Here is a 17,106-nt window from a genome sequence, read left to right as displayed (position 1 = left end):
TTTTCCGACAAGATCATGCTCGAAAGATACGGGATAATCAGAACAAAGAAAAAGCCCCGGCGCTTGTAGCACCGGGGCTTGAACAAAAACTTGAGATCAGGCCCAGGCGCGTTCGCGCTTTAGCTTGTCCTCATAGGTGTCGATCGAGGCCTTCTTCTCCATCGTCAGGCCGATGTCGTCGAGGCCGTTGATCAGGCAGTGCTTGCGGAACGGGTCGATCTCGAACTTGACCTTGCCGCCGTCGGGACCGCGGATCTCCTGGTTCGGCAGGTCGATCGTCAGCGTCGCGTTGGCGCCGCGCTCGGCGTCGTCGAACAGCTTGTCGAGGTCTTCCTGGGCCACGCGGATCGGCAGAATGCCGTTCTTGAAGCAGTTGTTGTAGAAGATGTCGCCGAACGAGGTCGAGATCACGCAGCGGATGCCGAAGTCGAGCAGCGCCCAGGGCGCGTGCTCGCGGCTCGAGCCGCAGCCGAAATTGTCGCCGGCGACCAGCACCTTCGCGTTGCGATAGGCGGGCTGGTTGAGGACGAAATCGGGGTTCTCGCTGCCGTCGTCCTTGTAGCGCTGCTCGGAGAAGAGCCCCTTGCCAAGGCCGGTGCGCTTGATGGTCTTGAGGTACTGCTTCGGAATGATCATGTCGGTGTCGACATTGATGATCTTCAGCGGCGCCGCGACGCCTTCCAGCGTGGTGAACTTGTCCATGGTTGCGCTTTCCCGGGATGGTCTAGGGAACCGGTATTTATCGCGATCGGGGCGGAAATCCTAGGCCGAATTCGGCAGATCTCGTCTGCCTAACCGGGCTCTCTGCTCAACCCGGCTCTTGAGCCTCGATCGCGGACATATCGTCGTCCGACAGGCCGAAATGATGGCCAATCTCGTGGATCAGGACGTGGCGAACGATATGGCCGAGGCTTTCGTCGTGCTCGGCCCAGTAATCCAGGATCGGCCGGCGGTAGAGCCAGACCATGTTGGGCAGCCGCGCCACGTCGGCAAAACTCTGCTGCGGCAGGCCGACGCCCTGGAACAGGCCGAGCAGGTCGAACTCGCTCTCGCATGCCATCTCGTCCAGGACTTCCTCGGTGGGGAAGTCGTCGACGCGGATGATCACGCCCTCGCACAGCCTACGAAACTCCGCCGGCAGGCGTTCGAACACTTCATGCGCCATCGCTTCCATCTCGGCCAGCGAGGGCGCTTTCAATTCCGTCCACATGGGCTTCTCATAGCGTGGGTTTCGCGGCGATGCATCCGGCTTTATAAGCGCGGCGAGGTTGACGAGCGCCGTCAAAACGGGGAGCGTAGGCCTCGAAGTGGACGTTCAGGTGGGCAGAAAAATGCGAGCGAAAACAGCGCTGACGCTACTGTGCATGGGGTTGTTTTCGCAGTTTTGCGTTGGCGCGGAGGCCCAGACCGCGGCTCCCGGGATCAGGCTGGCCCAAGCGGCCTCGCGAGACGATCTGCCGCCGCCGCGCAAGCGGACCCCGGCGCGCCTGCGCGTCACGCCCTATTACAGTCCGGATGGCGTCTATCCCCGCTACAATCCCGGTCCCGATGCGGTCCGCGAGTGCAACGCCACCTATGTGCAGGAATATCGCCCGAGCGGCACGGTGATCGTGCCGCATATGAGCTGCTACTGGCGCCGGGGCTGATACGAGCGCGATGCCGTCGCGCGCCGATGAAGCGCCATGTTGCAGGCAGAGGCCGTCATGATGAGATGGATCGCGTTGGCCGTCGCTGCCGGACTTGCCGCAGGCCTGCCTCACGCTTTTGCAGCGCATAGGGTGACGAAGCTGCCGGATGCCTCGGCAGGGCGCGCGGCGTTCGACGGAGGGCGACATGTGCGGCCCGACATCATGCATTACGCTCCGCGTCCTGATCCGCATTATTACGCGCGGCCGGTCTTCTACCGCCCCTATCCCTATGCCGTGCCGGCGCCATTCGTGTTCGGCTATGGACCGTGGCGGTGATGCACTAGCCTGCAGGCGCTTCCGCGGAATGCCGTTCATTCATGATGGGTTCACGTCGCTGTCCGTAATTTAATCTCGGGAGCGACCGCCAATGAACACGGATGACGCGAGCCGGGAGCGAGCGTCGCAACTCCGCTGTCCAGATTCAGGGAGAAGTCGATGCTGAGGATATTGGGTCTCAAGGCAAGCCGGATGCGCTTGCTCGGAATTGCGGCCGCCGCGACGCTGATGTTGTCGGCCGGCACGACGCGCCGCGCTGAAGCGATGACACCAGTCAATCCGACCGCGTTGCCTGCGGCGAAGGCCGCAAGTGACGACATGATCCAGGTTCGCCACGGCGGCGGCGGTGGTGGTGGACATGGCGGCGGCTTTCATGGCGGCGGCGGTTTCCACGGTGGAGGCGGCTTCCACGGTGGCGGAGGACATATCGGTGGCTTCCGCGGCGGTGGTTTCCACGCTGGTGGCTTCCGGGCCGCACCCGCCTTTCATGGCGGCGGCTATCGTTACGGCGGAGTTCGCCACTATGGCGGAGGCGGATTCCATCGCTACGGCATCTATCGTCCCGCCTATTACGGCCATCGCCATTTCCACCGGCGCTACTATGGCGGCTACTATCCCTATTACAGCCATCCGCGCCGCTGCCGGGTCATCTGGACCTATTACGGCCCGCGCCGCGTCTGCCGCTGGCATCGCTGGCACCATCCGTATCGCTATTGGTAAGCACGACCGAAATGAAAAGGGCGCCTCGACGGCGCCCTTGTTCATCCGGTGGCCTAAAGCCAATCCTTCAGTTTCCACGTCGCCGACGTCCAGCGCGTGAGGTTCTCCAGCTTCCATTGCTTGAACATCGCCGGCGGCCAGCGGCTGAGCTTCGAGGCCTCCTCGACCTCGGGCTTGGCGACCATGCGCAGCGGTGCCGCGCGCCGCCGGTGCTGGGGCGTCGCCGCGCTGATCAGATCGACATATTCAGGCTTGCTGGCCATGAGCTGGTGTCCTCGCGAAACGCTCGCGAGGACACAGTGTCGGCGCTGCCGATTAACGGCGGTTTGCCGCAATCACTCAAATTGCAGGGAGCAGCTTACCGCCACTCCCTAATGTCGACGAAGTGACCCGCGATCGCAGCGGCTGCGGCCATCGCCGGCGACACCAGATGGGTGCGGCCCTTGAAGCCCTGGCGGCCCTCGAAGTTGCGGTTCGAGGTCGAGGCGCAGCGCTCTTCCGGAGCCAGCTTGTCGGGGTTCATCGCGAGGCACATCGAGCAACCGGGCTCGCGCCATTCGAAGCCGGCCTTGATGAAGATCTTGTCCAGACCTTCAGCCTCGGCCTGCTCCTTCACGAGGCCGGAGCCCGGCACGACCATGGCGTTGACGCCGCCTGCGACCTGCTTGCCTTCCGCGATCTTGGCGGCGGCGCGCAGATCCTCGATCCGGCCGTTGGTGCAGGAGCCGATGAAGATGCGGTCGAGCTTGATGTCGGTGATCTTCGTCCCCGCGGTCAGGCCCATGTATTTCAGCGCGCGGTGCTTCGACAGGCGCTTGGCCTCGTCCGCGATCTTGTCGGGATCGGGCACGCTGCCGGTGACCGAGATCACGTCTTCAGGGCTCGTGCCCCAGGTCACGATCGGCGGCAGCTTCGCGGCATCGAGCCGCAGCTCGTGGTCGAAATGCGCGCCCTCGTCCGAGCGCAGCTTCTCCCAGTAACGCATCGCCGCGTCCCAGTCGGCGCCCTTCGGTGCCTTCGGGCGGCCGCGCAGGAAGTCGAACGCCTTCTGGTCCGGCGCGACCAGTCCGGCGCGTGCACCGCCTTCGATCGACATGTTGCAGACCGTCATGCGGCCTTCCATGCTGAGCGCACGGATCGCGTCGCCGGCGTATTCGAGCACGTAGCCGGTACCGCCCGCGGTGCCGATCTCGCCGATGATGGCGAGGATGATGTCCTTGCCCGTCACGCCATCCGGCAATTTGCCGTCGACAGTGACGCGCATGTTCTTCGCCTTCTTCTGGATCAGCGTCTGCGTCGCCAGCACATGTTCGACTTCCGACGTGCCGATGCCGTGCGCGAGCGCGCCGAACGCACCATGCGTCGAGGTGTGGCTGTCACCGCAGACGATGGTGGTGCCGGGCAGCGTAAAGCCCTGCTCGGGGCCGATGACATGGACGACGCCCTGACGCTTGTCGAACTCGTCGTAATATTCGATGCCGAATTCCCGGGCGTTGTCGGCCAGTGCCTTGATCTGCTCGATGCTTTCAGGGTCGGGGTTCGGCTTGGTGCGGTCGGTGGTCGGCACGTTGTGGTCGACGACGGCCAGCGTCTTCTCCGGCGCGCGCACCTTGCGTCCGGTGGCGCGCAAGCCTTCGAACGCCTGCGGTGAAGTGACCTCGTGCACCAGATGGCGATCGATATAGAGCAGGCAGGTGCCGTCCTCGGCTTCGTGCACCAGATGGTCGTTCCAGATCTTGTCGTACAATGTGGTCGGCTTGGACATGAGCGTCAGCTCCAGGAATGTTGTGTAGAGCGGGTTGCGCGGATAGCGCGCGGGCAACAAAATCGTCAGCGCAGCTTTTAGGCTGCGCGCGTAAGCTCTGACGTTGCCGAGGTCGCGAAGCGTCCGAAGAACCGGCCAGGCAGCCGCGAGCGATCGTCGATGACGACGCGCTTGACGGGCGAGAGGCTGGTCAAATCTGGAAACATTCCAAGAATATATAGCAGGCCGAACCGGAATCGCGAGGGCTTTGACGCGCACGGCTGACGCAACAAAAAAGCGCGGGGTTGGCCCCGCGCTTTTGGAAACTCGCCTGTAAGCGGAGCTTACTCGTTGACGGCAGCCGGACGGTCCTGCTTCTTCTCGACGATGCGGGCCGACTTGCCGCGAAGGTTGCGGAGATAATAGAGCTTGGCGCGACGCACCTTGCCGCGGCGCACCACCTTGATCGAGTCGATCATCGGCGACATCACCGGGAACACGCGCTCCACGCCTTCGCCGTACGAAATCTTGCGCACCGTGAAGCTCTCGTTGAGACCGCCGCCGGAACGGCCGATGCAAACGCCTTCATAGGCCTGCACGCGGGTGCGGTCGCCTTCGACGACCTTCACGTTGACGATCACGGTATCGCCGGGGCCGAATTCCGGAATCTCCTTGTTGGCGGAGAGCTTGTCGAATTGCTCTTTTTCGAGCTGTTGGATCAGGTTCATGGGTAAATCTCCATCGGCGCGCCCAGCCTTGGAAAACGGGGGCTGCGCGAAATTCGTTTATCCAGCCATTGCGGATGTGGCCGCTGCTATAAGGCAAGCCGGAGCGTTTGTCACCCGTCTGTCTTGTTTTTTGGCGTTTTTTGGCGTCCGCCCCGATTCGGGACTTTGCTCGGGATCCGGGCCCACAAATCCGGTCGCCGGGCCGCGGTCAGGGCCTCGGATTCCTCCCGCCGCCAGCTGGCGACCTTGGCATGGTCACCGGAGGTCAGGATCTCCGGAATCGGGGTTCCCTCGAACCGCTGCGGCCGGGTGTATTGGGGGTATTCGAGCAGGCCGTCCGAGAAGCTTTCCTCGGTTCCCGAGGCCTCCTTGCCCATCACGCCCGGAAGCAGCCGAACACAGGCGTCGATCAGGGCCAAGGCCGCGATTTCGCCGCCGGAGAGGACGTAATCCCCAATCGAGACCTCCTCCAGGCCCCGCCCGTCGATCACGCGCTGGTCCACCCCCTCGAACCGCCCGCAGACGATCAGAGGACCCGGGCCCTTGGCGAGTTCGAGAACCCGGGCCTGGGTCAATGGCCGACCCCTCGGGCTCATCAGCAGTTTTGGCCGGTCCGGCCCGATCCCGGCGGCATCGATCGCGGCCGCCAGAACATCGGCCCGAAGCACCATGCCCGGTCCGCCGCCGGCCGGGGTGTCATCGACACTGCGGTGGCGGTCGGTGGCCGAGGCCCGGATGTCCCGCGCCTCCAGCTCCCAGAGCCCGCCAGCCAGCGCCCGGCCGGCCAGGCTCACGCCCAGCGGCCCCGGAAACATCTCCGGAAACAGCGTCAGCACCGTCGCGCGCCAGGGTGAGGGGTTGGTCATCGGATCTCAGTTATTGTCGTCCCGGACAAGCGGAGCGCAGATCCGGGACCCAGAACCACCGCACTTCGTTTGGCGACGGCTGGCGCGATCAGCTTAGCTAAAAATTCTGGCACTGTGGTTATGGGTCTCGGCCTTCGCCGGGACGACCCGGGGAGGGATCCTCGCCCGCGATCTCCTGCGGCAGCGCGATCACGACGCGGCCGCCGGCGATGTCGACCTCCGGCACCACCGCATCGGTGAACGGCAGCAGCATCGTGGTGCCTGTGGGCGGCGCAATCTCGATGATGTCACCGGCGCCGAAATTGTGGATCGCGAGCACGCGGCCGAGCGCATCGCCGGCCATGGTGACGGCGGCGAGCCCGATCAGATCGGTGTGGTAATATTCGCCCTCGTCCGTCGCGGGCAGCTTTTCGCGCGCGACGTAGAGCTCGATGCCGTTGAGGCGCTCGGCCTCATCGCGAGTCGTGACGCCCTTGAACGTTGCAACCAGATGATCCTTGGCCGCGCGCGCCGTTGCGACCTCGAACTGGCGCTTGCCGTCCTTGGACGAAAGCAGACCGTAGCTCCGCACGGCAAACGGATCTTCCGTGAAGGTCCACAGTTTGACCGCGCCGCGCACACCATGCGCGGCGCCGATCCGCGCGACGCAGACCAGCGCCGGCATGATCTGGCCTTAACCCTTCGCGGCGGCTTCGGCCTGCGCCTTGCGCTCCTTGCGCGGCACGGCCTTCTCGGGGTTGTTGCGCACTTCGCGCTTCTTGACGCCGGCGGCGTCGAGGAAGCGCGATACACGGTCCGACGGCTGCGCGCCCTTGGCGAGCCAGGCCTTCACCTTGTCCATGTCGAGCTTCAGCCGGGTCTCGTTGTCCTTCGGCAGCAGCGGGTTGAAATAGCCGAGACGCTCGATGAAGCGGCCATCGCGCGGAAAGCGCGAATCGGCGACGACGACGTGATAGACGGGACGCTTCTTGGTGCCAGCGCGGGCGAGACGGATAACGACGGACATCTAAGTTCTCCTTCAAAGTACGTTTTGTTCGGTTGATTGGTATTCCGCGTTGCGCGAGACCGCTGCGATCTCCCGCGACGAATTCCTCATTTCTTCTTGCCAGGGAAACCGCCGAGACCCGGCAGCATCGGCTTGCCGCTCAGCCCGGTCAGGCCCGGAACGTTCGGCAGACCCTGGCGCAGCCCGGCAGGTAGATCCTTCGGCAGGCTGGGCAGACCCTGTCCGCCGCCACCCTGCATCTTCTCCTGCAGCGCCTTCATCTCTTCCGGCGAAGGCGGCTTCATGCCGCCGCCAAAGCCCATCGCCTGCGCTATGCCCGCGAGCGGACCGCGCTTGCCGGAGCCCATGGCCTTCATCATATCGGCCATGTTCCGGTGCATCTTGAGCAGCTTGTTGACCTGCTCGACGCTCTGGCCGGAACCTGCGGCGATGCGCTTCTTGCGGCTGGCCTTGAGCAAATCGGGATGACGGCGCTCGTCGCGCGTCATCGAATCAATCACCGCGACCTGGCGCTTCAAAATCTTGTCGTCGATGCCGGCGGCCGCGATCTGGTTCTTCATCTTGGCGATGCCGGGCATCATGCCCATCAGGCCGCTGATGCCGCCCATATTGGCCATCTGCAACAGCTGCTCGCGCATGTCGTTGAGGTCGAACTGACCCTTGCGCATGCGCTCGGCGGTGCGCGCGGCCTTTTCGGCATCGATGTTGGCGGCAGCGCGTTCGACCAGCGAGACCACGTCGCCCATGCCGAGGATGCGGCCGGCGATACGATCAGGATGGAAATCCTCCAGCGCATCGGTCTTTTCGCCGGTGCCGAGCAGCTTGATCGGCTTGCCGGTGACCGCGCGCATCGACAGCGCGGCGCCGCCGCGGCCGTCGCCGTCCACGCGCGTCAGCACGATACCGGTGAGGCCGACGCGCTCGTCGAAGGCGCGAGCGAGATTGACGGCGTCCTGGCCGGTGAGGCTGTCCGCCACCAGCAGCACTTCATGCGGATTGGCGGCGGCTTTGATCGCTGCCGCTTCCGCCATCATCTCTTCGTCGAGCGTGGTACGGCCGGCAGTGTCGAGCAGCACGACGTCGTAGCCGCCGAGCTTGCCGGCCTCGAGCGCGCGCTTCGCGATCTGCGCCGGCTGCTGGCCGGCGACGATCGGCAGCGTCGGAATGTCGAGATCGCGGCCCAGGACGGCCAGCTGCTCCATCGCCGCGGGACGGTAGATGTCGAGCGACGCCATCAGCACCTTGCGCTTGTCGCGCTGGACCATGCGACGGGCGAGCTTTGCGGTGGTGGTGGTCTTGCCGGAGCCTTGCAGACCGACCATCATGATCGGCACCGGCGGCACGGAATTGATGTCGATGGTCTGGCTTTCGGCGCCGAGCGTGTTGATCAGCTCGTCATGGACGATCTTGACCACCATCTGGCCTGGCGTCACCGACTTGACGACGGTGGCGCCGATCGCCTGCTCGCGGACCCGCTCGGTGAAGCTGCGCACCACCTCTAACGCGACGTCGGCTTCCAGCAGTGCGCGGCGCACTTCGCGCATCGCGGCGTCGACGTCCTTTTCGGTCAGCGCACCGCGCCCCGTCAGACGATCGAGAATGCCGCCAAGCCGTTCCGACAGATTGTCGAACAATGCCGTTGTCCTTTTTTCACCTCTCCCCGCAAGCGCGGGGCGAGGGAGCAGAAATCCAAACACCTTCACGCCCGAGGGCGCATCGCGCTGTCGGGCGTTGGCCTCTGGGACCAGTCGGCGGGTCGAAAAGAAAGCCTTTCCGAGAAGTGCCGGGGTTAAACGCCGCTGACGCCCGAAAGTCAAGGAAAGTTAGGGTGGCCGGGGCTGCTTTGGAAGGCAAAGCCTTGAAAAGATGAACTTTCCGGCGGCGGGTTCCTTTTCCGCAGACCCCGCCCATATAGCGGTGATGTCCTCCCCCTCCGACCATCTTTGAAGCCAGTTCCGTGCCGATCACCCGCCGCCGCCTTTTCGGACTGCTCGCCGGTGCCGGCGCATTGGTCGGCGTGCCCTCCCTTTGGATGTCCCGCATGAAAACCTATGACGGCCCGGTCTCCGACCATTTCGACGGCCTGAACTTCTTCGATCCGGACGGCGTGCCGCCGAAATCGCTTCGTGAGGTCCTGCGCTGGCAATTCGGCGGCAAGCGGCAGCGCGCGACTTGGCCGGATTGGGCGCCGAGCCCCCATGCCGACGCCCCGCCCGACCGCGTCCACGGCGACAAGGTGCGGCTCTCTTTCGTCGGCCACGCCAGCTGGCTGATCCAGACCGGCGGCCTCAATATTCTCGTCGATCCCGTCTGGTCGACGCGGGTCTCGCCCGTCAGCTTCGCCGGGCCGAAACGGCACAACGATCCCGGCATTGCGTTCGACAAGCTGCCGAAGATCGATGTCGTGCTGGTCTCGCACGGCCATTACGATCATCTCGACATGGCGACGCTGTCGCGGCTCGCCAAGAATTTTGCGCCGCGTGTGGTGACCCCGCTCGGCAATGACGTCACGATGCGCAGCACCGATGCGACGATCAAGGTGGAAGCGTTCGACTGGCATGATCGCGTCGAGCTCGGCGGCGGTATCGCCGTGACCCTGGTGCCGACCCGGCACTGGTCGGCGCGCGGCATGTTCGATCGCAACAAGGCGCTGTGGGCGAGTTTCGTGCTGGAGACGCCTGCGGGGAAAATCTACGTCGTCTGCGATTCCGGCTACGGCGATGGCGGGCATTTCCGCCGCGTCGCCGAGAGGCACGGGCCGCTCCGCCTGGCGATCCTCCCGATCGGCGCCTATGAGCCGCGCTGGTTCATGCACGACCAGCACATGAACCCGGAAGACGCGGTGAAGGCGCTCGCGGATTGCGGCGCGCAAGCCGCACTCGGGCATCACCACGGCACGTTTCAGCTGACCGATGAAGCAATCGATGCGCCGGCGAAAGCGCTGGTCGAGGCGCTCGATGCCGCGAAGGTTCCGCAGGAAAGATTTGTGGCGATGAAGCCGGGGCAGGTGGTGGAGATCTAGCTTCGCCGTCGCTTCGAACCCGCTGTCGTCCCGGCCTAGTGCGCAATTGCGGCCGGGACGACAATGGAGTCTGTAGCGGCAGCTGCCCCTACTGCTCTTTCGCCTTGATCGCCCAGCTCACATTCACCGTCACCGCTAGCGTTTCCTCGCCCGGCGCGACCGCGGCCTGCGGTACGGCCATGGGAGCTGCGGCCATGCGTCCCTTGAACAGCGGCATCGGGGCGCCGCCTTCGGAGACGCTGAGCGGTGCACCCAGCGTGACGCCGGTCGCCTTGGCGTAGATCTCCGCTTTGCGGCGGGCGTCTGCGACAGCTTTCTCGCGGGCATCGTCGAGCAGTTTCGAGGCCTGCGTAACCTCGAAGGAGATGTTGCCGATATCATTGGCGCCGGCGCCGACCAGCGTGTCGATGATGGCGGCGACCTTGGTCACGTCGCGGATCTTCACGGTGACGCGGTTTGAGGCGCGGAAGCCGACCACGGGCGAGGCGCCGGTGGATTTGTTCTGGCCGTATTGCGGCTGCAGCGACAGCCGCGAGGTCTGGTAGTCCTTCTCGTCAATGCCTGCGCCCTTCAGCGCCAGCAGCACCTTGCCCATCGCGGCGTTGTTGGCGTCGGAGGCTTCCTTCGCAGACTTGGCGTCGTTGGCGACGCCGGCGTCGATCTGCGCCAGATCAGGCGCGGCGGAGATCGTGGCTTCGCCGCTCACCGAAATCGCGGACGGAAAATCGTCGGCGAGCGCAGGCGTTGCCAGCATCGTGGCGGCAAAGGACGCAACAAGGGAGGTCAAAAGGATGGCAGGCTTTTTCATCGGTTTCACTTCAGCGGCACGAAAACATTGATCACGAGCTTGTCCTCCGCCGTCTTCAGGGGATCGGTGAGGTATTCCTCGATGAAGGTGTCCTTGGCTTCCAGCTTCTTGTCGTCGAGATGATTGGTGATCGCCTCATAGGTGTTGTCCATGTTGTCGTAGGAGCCGCGATGAACGAATTTCAGCGCCTTGCCCTCCGGCGATTTGCCGACGCTCATGTCCTTGGGCAGGTTCTTCGGGTCCTGCTCGACCGGGATCTCGGCTAGGAAGGTGAAGCCGGTGTCGTCGGTCGAGGTGTAGACGATCATCGAATTGCCGGCGTGCTTGATGCCCTGCTTGTCCAGCAGCGTGTTCAGCGCCTTGAAGGCGTCAATCAGCGTGTCGAAGGCCGAGTCCCAATTGGCAGTGCCCTTGACCATCAAAACCTTCTTGGACTCGAGCGTGGTCTCCTGGCCGAAAGGATCGGCCGTCTGCACGGGAGCCGGCGTCGCGGCGGCAGCCGGGGGCGGAGTGGCCGGGCTGGGTGACGCACTGGCGGCTGGCGAGGGCGAGGTTGCAGGGGACGTTGCAGGGCTTGGCGTGGCGCTGGCCGCCGGCGAGGGCGTGGCGACGGGGGCAGCGCTCGCGGCCGGGGCGGGCGAAGCCGACGGGGCCGGCGAGGGGCTCGCTGATGCGGCCGGTGCCGGGCTCGGCGTTTGGGCCAGCGTGGCGGACAGACTAAACGACAAGGCCGCTGCCGGGATCAGCGCGGCCAAAACGAGACGACGAAACCTGAACATTTTTATTCTCCCCAATAGCTTATCCGCCAAGGCCTTACGTCCCCGAAGCCTTAGCCCGGCCGCATGTCCCGGATCGCGCGAATTGCGCCGTTCTAACACGCGAGCGCCGAATTCGTCCCATGACAGATGCGTCATGGCAGCGTCCTGGCTCTTGTCGGCAAATCACTGGCCAAGAGGGCCAAGGATCGCCATATAAGGCAGGCGAAATTCGGGAATTTTCATGAGCGCGCTGGCCAACCACGCATTTGCCAAGATGAACGGCATCGGCAACGAGATCGTCGTTGTCGACATGCGCGATTCCACCTCAAAGGTCACCCCGGACGATGCCCGCGCGGTGGCATCGCCGCGAGGCGGCGTGCCCTACGACCAACTCATGGTGCTGCAGAAGCCGCGCTTCGACGGCACCGAAGCGTTCATCAGCATCTACAACAGAGACGGCTCCGAGGCCGGCGCCTGCGGCAACGGCATGCGCTGCGTCGTGCGGCGCATCTTCGAAAAGACCGGCCAGAGCACGGCAACGTTCGAGACGGCCGCGGGCCTGCTCAATGCCTGGCAGGGTCCGGCGCCGGATCTTTATACGGTGGACATGGGCGCGCCGAAGTTCGGCTGGCAGGACATTCCGCTCGACCAGGAATTTCGTGACACCCGCTACATCGAATTGCAGATCGGCCCGATCGACAATCCGATCCTGCATTCGCCCTCGGTGGTCAGCATGGGCAATCCGCATGCGATCTTCTGGGTCGATGACGTCAACGCCTACGACCTCGAGCGTTTCGGTCCGCTGCTGGAGAACCATCCGATCTTCCCGGAGCGCGCCAACATCACGCTAGCCCATATCGTCGATCCCCAGCACATCACGATCCGCACCTGGGAGCGCGGCGCCGGCCTGACCAGGGCCTGCGGCTCGGCCGCATGTGCCACGGCGGTCGCGGCGGCGCGGCTGAAGCGCGCCGAGCGCAATGTCGAGATCACGCTGCCCGGCGGCAAGCTCGGGATCGAATGGCGCGAGCGCGACGATCACGTGCTGATGACGGGCACGGCGACCTTCGAATATGAAGGCCGTTTCGATCCGGCGCTGTTCGCGCCGGTCGGGTGATGAGCGTCGACATCGTCACCTTCGGATGCCGCCTCAATGCTTTCGAGGCCGAGGTGATCCGCCGCGAGGCCGAGGGCGCGGGCCTTTCAGATGCCATCGTCATCAACAGCTGCGCCGTCACCAACGAAGCGGTGGCGCAGGCGAGGCAGTCGATCCGCAAATTGAAGCGCGAGCGGCCGGGAGCGCGCATCGTCGTCACCGGTTGCGCGGCGCAGACGCAAAGCGGCATGTTCGCCGAGATGGCCGAGGTCGATCGCGTCGTCGGCAATGACGACAAGATGCGGTCGTCTGCGTGGCGCGAGGCGCGTACGGCGTTCGATCTCGGTACGAGCGAAAAAATCGCCGTCAGCGACATCATGGCGGTGAAGGAGATGGCGCCGCATCTCATCGACGGCTTTGCGAGCGGGCTGCCCCGCGTGTTCGTGCAGGTGCAGAACGGCTGCGACCATCGCTGCACCTTTTGCATCATTCCGTTCGGGCGCGGCAATTCGCGCTCGGTGCCGATGGGCGCCGTGGTCGATCAGGTCCGGGCATTGGCCGAGCGCGGCCATGCCGAGATCGTGCTGACGGGCGTCGACCTCACCAGCTACGGCACTGACCTGCCGGGCACGCCCAAGCTCGGCATGCTGACGAAGCAGATTTTGCGGCATGTGCCGGAGCTGAGGCGCCTGCGCATCTCCTCTATCGATTCGATCGAGGCGGACAGCGATCTGTTGGATGCAATTGCTGAGGATTCGCGGCTGATGCCGCATCTGCACCTGTCGCTGCAGTCCGGCGACGACATGATCTTGAAGCGCATGAAGCGGCGGCATACGCGCGGCGACGCCATCGCGTTCTGCGACCAGGTCCGCCGGCTGCGCCCGGATATCGCGCTGGGGGCCGACATCATCGCGGGCTTTCCGACCGAGACCGAGGAGATGTTCTCGCGCTCGCTCGATCTGGTCGAGCAATGCGGCCTGACGTTCCTCCACGTCTTCCCCTATTCGCCGCGTCCCGGCACGCCGGCCGCGCGGATGCCACAGGTGGCGGGCGGTGCAATCAAGGAGCGTGCGAAGCGGCTGCGCTCGGCCGGTGAGACCGCGCTCCTGCAGCGGCTGCAAGCCGAGATAGGCGCCACGCGTGAGGTGCTGATCGAGAGCGACGGTCAGGGACGGACGGAGCATTATCTGCCGGTGGCGATTGCGGGCGAGCGTGTGGGGAGTGTGGTGTCGCTGCGGATTGCCGGTCGCGATGGCGCGCGGCTGACGGTGTGATGCTTCCTTCCCTTCTCCCCTTGTGGGAGAAGGTGGCGCGAAGCGCCGGATGAGGGGTTGCTTCCGCGTACTCAACTCAATGTGGACTCGCGGAGAGAGACCCCTCACCCGTCTCGCCGCTGCGCGGCGAGCCACCCTCTCCCACAAGGGGAGAGGGAAAAACTACAACGCCCGCACCTGCCAGAAGCGCAGCGTCCGCCGCGCATTCTCCGGGGTCATGCGCGCGTAATGGCTTTGAGCCCTTGCGATATCGGCCGGCTTCATCGCGCCGCTCGCAAAGCGGCTTTCGAGCACGGCGGCGGTGGTTTCCCAGCTGAGCTGCGCTGCCTTGCACGGCACCAGCAGGCCGTCCTCGCGCAGGCTTTGCATCAGCGGGCGGATGACTTCGACAGTCGATCCCGACAATGCCGCCAATGCGGCCACCGCTTCTTCATAACGGCGCTGTGTTGCGAAGCCGAGCAGCGTCGCTTCGCTGAGCTGGCCGGTCGCCCTGAGACCTGCGACGGCGCGCTTGGCGCCTTCGAAATCGCGGACACCCGACATCTCGCGCTCGACACCGACGGTGACTGCGGCGATCGCGCTCTGGATCTCCTCGAACAGATGCGGCGGCGCGCGCGACAACAGGCGGGTCCGCACGGCCTCGCTCGCCGAGCGCAGCAATTGACGGCGCAGGTCTGACGGCAAATCGACGCGGACGCCGACGCTGACAGCGAGCTCGGGATCGGCCTCCGCCTGTCCGACGATGACGGCAAATCCGCTTCCGGAGACGCGCGCGCCGGGATTGGCGGCGAGCCGCCGGCTGACGCTGGGATAACGTCGCGCCAGCAATGCATCGGTGACGATCTCCTTCAGCCACCAGCGTCCGGCGACCGCGAGCAGATGCGGCTCGCCCTTGGATGATGCGATCTGCACCAGCGCGCCGTCGTCGAGGCGCGCGGATTCCTGCAGCACGGGACCAGCGATGCGGATTTCGTCATTGTTGGCGAGGCGGCGAATGACCGATGGCGGCGCCTGCGCGATCGGCGCGAGCTGCGCGCTGATCTCGGCGAGCGCTACGCGCGCGCCCATGTCGGCGATGGCGCGGAGCTCGATGGTGCCGATCAGGCGATCGAGCACGTCGTCAAACAGTGCGATCTGCTCGTCGTCGAAACTGCCGGCGGAGGACAGGAACAGGTCGGTGACGCGGCGGGCTGTTGCCAGGCCCTTTTCCGCCGAGCCAGTCCGAAGCGCGGACTCGACCTCGTCGATGATCGATAACTCGGCCGTGGACATGACGCGCAGCTCGTCCTGAGCAGATTGACGGAAGCTTGTTCTAAGCAACCGCTATCATTAGAGACGAGCACTGAACGTTTCGTAAACTATAGGGGGCGCTGCGCGGCCTCCTCACCATGAGGGGCGAGCAGTCGGGCTACTCCCCGTTCCACCCGCAGGCGCGGAGCCGCTCGTGCATGTGGGGCGGGGCAGGCGCCACCACGCGGACCGGCTCCTTGTTGCGGGAGATCGGTACCACGATCTCGCGGGAATGCAGGTGCAGCTTCGGCTCGCCGAAGCGCGGGCCGTTGCCGTAAATGTTGTCGCCGAAGATCGGCCAGCCGGTCGCCGACGAATGCACCCGCAATTGATGGGTCCGCCCGGTCACCGGTTCCATGGCGAGCCAGGTCAGGCCATCGCCCCGGCCCATCACCTTCCAGTTGGTGATGGCCTTCTGGCCCTCGGGATCGGGCTTCTGCCACCAGCCTCGCTCGGCGTTCAGCCGTCCGAGCGGCATGTCGATGGTGCCTTCGTCCTCGGTGGGGCCGCTCTCGACGATGGTCCAGTAGGTCTTGCCGATCTTGCCATGCTTGAACAGCAGGCCGAGCGACGCCGTCGCCTTGCGATGGCGGCCGAGCACGAGGCAACCCGAGGTGTCCTTGTCCAGCCGGTGGGCCAGCACCGGCGGCCGCGGCAGGCCGAAACGAAGCGCCTCGAAGGAGGTTTCCAGATTGGCACCGCCCTTGGGTCCGCGATGCACCGGCAGGCCGGCCGGCTTGTCGATGACCAGCATCAATCCGTCGCGATGGAGCACGCGCGCCAGGATTTCGTCGGCCGTCAATTCGGGAACATCGAGCAATTGCAGGACTTTCGGTCAAGACTTTCGTTTGCGAGCCGGAACGGCTAACACACCGCCACCATGAACGATACCACCCCCGAGACCCCCAAGCTGAGCTGGTGGCGCCGCCTGTCCGACGGGCTGAAGCGCACCTCGTCCTCGCTCGGGACCGCGGTCGCCGACCTCGTCACCAAGCGCAAGCTCGACCGCGCCATGCTCGACGATATCGAGGACGTGCTGCTGCGCGCCGACCTCGGCACCTCGGTCGCGGTGCGGATCGCGGATGCGGTTGGCACGGGACGCTACGACAAGGCGATCTCGGCGGACGAGGTCAAGGACGTCGTCGCGACCGAGGTCGAGAAGGTGCTGGCGGCGGTGGCGAAGCCGCTCGAGATCGACGCCGGCAAGAAGCCGTTCGTCATCCTCGTGGTCGGCGTCAACGGCTCCGGCAAGACCACCACCATCGGAAAACTCTCGCAAAAATTCGCGTCCGAAGGCCGCAAGGTGATGCTGGCCGCCGGCGACACCTTTCGCGCGGCGGCGATCGAACAGCTCAAGGTCTGGGGCGAGCGCACCAGGACGCCCGTCATATCAGGCGCGCAAGGCTCGGATTCGGCGAGCCTCGCCTTCAACGCGCTGACGGCGGCGAAGGAGCAGGCCGTCGACCTGCTCCTGATCGACACCGCCGGGCGGCTTCAGAACAAGGCCGAGCTGATGAACGAGCTCGAAAAGGTCGTGCGCGTCATCCGCAAGGTGGACGCGACTGCACCGCATGCGGTGCTGCTTGTGCTGGACGCCACTGTCGGCCAGAACGCGCTGTCGCAGGTCGAGGCCTTCCATCGCACCGCAGGGGTCACCGGTCTCGTGATGACGAAGCTCGACGGCACCGCCCGCGGCGGCATTCTGGTGGCGCTCGCGGAGAAATTCAAACTGCCGGTGCATTTCATCGGCGTCGGCGAAGGCGTCGACGATCTCGCGCCGTTCACCGCGCGTGATTTCGCCCGCGCCATTGCCGGAATCGAAAGCTGAAG

20 protein-coding genes are annotated in these 17,106 nt (G+C 65.0%); 7 read left to right on the top strand and 13 right to left on the bottom strand.

What is annotated here, in order from left to right; all coding sequences use genetic code 11:
- Positions 1–96: 96 nt before the first annotated feature.
- Positions 97–702 (bottom strand): 3-isopropylmalate dehydratase small subunit, encoded by a 606-nt coding sequence (leuD, locus tag IVB50_RS10015; protein ID WP_018459795.1) that lies wholly within the window; start codon positions 700–702, stop codon positions 97–99.
- 106 nt (positions 703–808) lie between these two features.
- Positions 809–1,210, bottom strand: a complete 402-nt coding sequence (locus IVB50_RS10010; protein ID WP_026233877.1) for a metallopeptidase family protein — start codon at positions 1,208–1,210, stop codon at positions 809–811.
- 154 nt (positions 1,211–1,364) lie between these two features.
- On the opposite strand from IVB50_RS10010, the gene IVB50_RS10005 reads away from it, so the two are divergent.
- The 3 genes from IVB50_RS10005 (at position 1,365) to IVB50_RS09995 (ending at position 2,684) form a co-directional block, all read left to right on the top strand.
- A complete protein-coding gene (locus tag IVB50_RS10005) occupies positions 1,365–1,646 on the top strand; it encodes a hypothetical protein (protein WP_018459797.1) in 282 nt (93 codons plus the stop codon).
- Between the two features lie 57 nt (positions 1,647–1,703).
- Entirely contained in the window at positions 1,704–1,964 is a 261-nt protein-coding gene (locus tag IVB50_RS10000; protein ID WP_026233878.1) for a hypothetical protein, read from the top strand.
- Positions 1,965–2,123: 159 nt separating this feature from the next.
- Positions 2,124–2,684 (top strand): hypothetical protein, encoded by a 561-nt coding sequence (locus tag IVB50_RS09995; RefSeq protein WP_026233879.1) that lies wholly within the window; start codon positions 2,124–2,126, stop codon positions 2,682–2,684.
- Between the two features lie 53 nt (positions 2,685–2,737).
- Here IVB50_RS09995 and IVB50_RS09990 read toward each other — a convergent pair whose 3' ends face one another.
- From IVB50_RS09990 to ffh, 7 genes are all read right to left on the bottom strand, one after another.
- Complete coding sequence (locus IVB50_RS09990) at positions 2,738–2,947, bottom strand: hypothetical protein (protein ID WP_018459800.1); 210 nt, start codon at positions 2,945–2,947, stop codon at positions 2,738–2,740.
- A gap of 95 nt (positions 2,948–3,042) precedes the next feature.
- Positions 3,043–4,449 carry a 3-isopropylmalate dehydratase large subunit gene (leuC, locus tag IVB50_RS09985; RefSeq protein ID WP_026233880.1) on the bottom strand — a complete coding sequence of 469 codons (1,407 nt, stop codon included), beginning with the start codon at positions 4,447–4,449 and terminating at the stop codon, positions 3,043–3,045.
- Between the two features lie 323 nt (positions 4,450–4,772).
- Positions 4,773–5,156: a 50S ribosomal protein L19 gene (gene rplS, locus IVB50_RS09980; RefSeq protein WP_018459803.1), complete on the bottom strand. Its 384-nt coding sequence runs from the start codon at positions 5,154–5,156 to the stop codon at positions 4,773–4,775.
- Between the two features lie 110 nt (positions 5,157–5,266).
- Entirely contained in the window at positions 5,267–6,022 is a 756-nt protein-coding gene (trmD, locus tag IVB50_RS09975) for a tRNA (guanosine(37)-N1)-methyltransferase TrmD (RefSeq protein WP_018459804.1), read from the bottom strand.
- Positions 6,023–6,140: 118 nt separating this feature from the next.
- Positions 6,141–6,686: a ribosome maturation factor RimM gene (gene rimM / locus IVB50_RS09970; protein ID WP_018459805.1), complete on the bottom strand. Its 546-nt coding sequence runs from the start codon at positions 6,684–6,686 to the stop codon at positions 6,141–6,143.
- Between the two features lie 9 nt (positions 6,687–6,695).
- Entirely contained in the window at positions 6,696–7,028 is a 333-nt protein-coding gene (gene rpsP / locus IVB50_RS09965) for a 30S ribosomal protein S16 (protein WP_007598827.1), read from the bottom strand.
- Between the two features lie 86 nt (positions 7,029–7,114).
- Entirely contained in the window at positions 7,115–8,662 is a 1,548-nt protein-coding gene (ffh, locus tag IVB50_RS09960; RefSeq protein ID WP_018459806.1) for a signal recognition particle protein, read from the bottom strand.
- 323 nt (positions 8,663–8,985) lie between these two features.
- Between ffh and IVB50_RS09955 the strand changes: the two genes are divergently transcribed.
- Positions 8,986–10,050: an MBL fold metallo-hydrolase gene (locus IVB50_RS09955; protein WP_018459807.1), complete on the top strand. Its 1,065-nt coding sequence runs from the start codon at positions 8,986–8,988 to the stop codon at positions 10,048–10,050.
- An 88-nt stretch (positions 10,051–10,138) separates the two neighbouring features.
- Here IVB50_RS09955 and IVB50_RS09950 read toward each other — a convergent pair whose 3' ends face one another.
- Both IVB50_RS09950 and IVB50_RS09945 read right to left on the bottom strand, forming a co-directional pair.
- The gene (locus IVB50_RS09950; RefSeq protein ID WP_018459808.1) at positions 10,139–10,858 is read right to left on the bottom strand and encodes an SIMPL domain-containing protein; all 720 of its coding nucleotides are present in this window, start codon (positions 10,856–10,858) and stop codon (positions 10,139–10,141) included.
- 5 nt (positions 10,859–10,863) lie between these two features.
- On the bottom strand, positions 10,864–11,637 hold the full coding sequence (locus IVB50_RS09945) for a GyrI-like domain-containing protein (protein WP_026233881.1): 774 nt from the start codon (positions 11,635–11,637) through the stop codon (positions 10,864–10,866).
- Between the two features lie 220 nt (positions 11,638–11,857).
- Between IVB50_RS09945 and dapF the strand changes: the two genes are divergently transcribed.
- Both dapF and mtaB read left to right on the top strand, forming a co-directional pair.
- Positions 11,858–12,733, top strand: a complete 876-nt coding sequence (dapF, locus tag IVB50_RS09940; RefSeq protein WP_018459810.1) for a diaminopimelate epimerase — start codon at positions 11,858–11,860, stop codon at positions 12,731–12,733.
- The gene (mtaB, locus tag IVB50_RS09935; RefSeq protein ID WP_018459811.1) at positions 12,733–13,986 is read left to right on the top strand and encodes a tRNA (N(6)-L-threonylcarbamoyladenosine(37)-C(2))-methylthiotransferase MtaB; all 1,254 of its coding nucleotides are present in this window, start codon (positions 12,733–12,735) and stop codon (positions 13,984–13,986) included. Before dapF ends, mtaB begins: the two co-directional genes overlap by 1 nt.
- A gap of 162 nt (positions 13,987–14,148) precedes the next feature.
- On the opposite strand, the gene IVB50_RS09930 is transcribed toward mtaB, so the two are convergent.
- Both IVB50_RS09930 and IVB50_RS09925 read right to left on the bottom strand, forming a co-directional pair.
- Positions 14,149–15,258 (bottom strand): DUF2336 domain-containing protein, encoded by a 1,110-nt coding sequence (locus IVB50_RS09930; RefSeq protein ID WP_247295774.1) that lies wholly within the window; start codon positions 15,256–15,258, stop codon positions 14,149–14,151.
- Positions 15,259–15,394: 136 nt separating this feature from the next.
- Complete coding sequence (locus tag IVB50_RS09925; protein ID WP_026233882.1) at positions 15,395–16,096, bottom strand: RNA pseudouridine synthase; 702 nt, start codon at positions 16,094–16,096, stop codon at positions 15,395–15,397.
- Positions 16,097–16,156: 60 nt separating this feature from the next.
- Here IVB50_RS09925 and ftsY point away from each other — a divergent pair, with 60 nt between their 5' ends.
- Complete coding sequence (ftsY, locus tag IVB50_RS09920; RefSeq protein ID WP_018459814.1) at positions 16,157–17,104, top strand: signal recognition particle-docking protein FtsY; 948 nt, start codon at positions 16,157–16,159, stop codon at positions 17,102–17,104.
- Positions 17,105–17,106: the final 2 nt, after the last annotated feature.

The sequence above is a fragment of the Bradyrhizobium sp. 87 genome (assembly GCF_023073015.1).
Taxonomy (GTDB): domain Bacteria; phylum Pseudomonadota; class Alphaproteobacteria; order Rhizobiales; family Xanthobacteraceae; genus Bradyrhizobium; species Bradyrhizobium canariense_D.
This window is presented reverse-complemented; position numbering and strand designations above follow the sequence as displayed.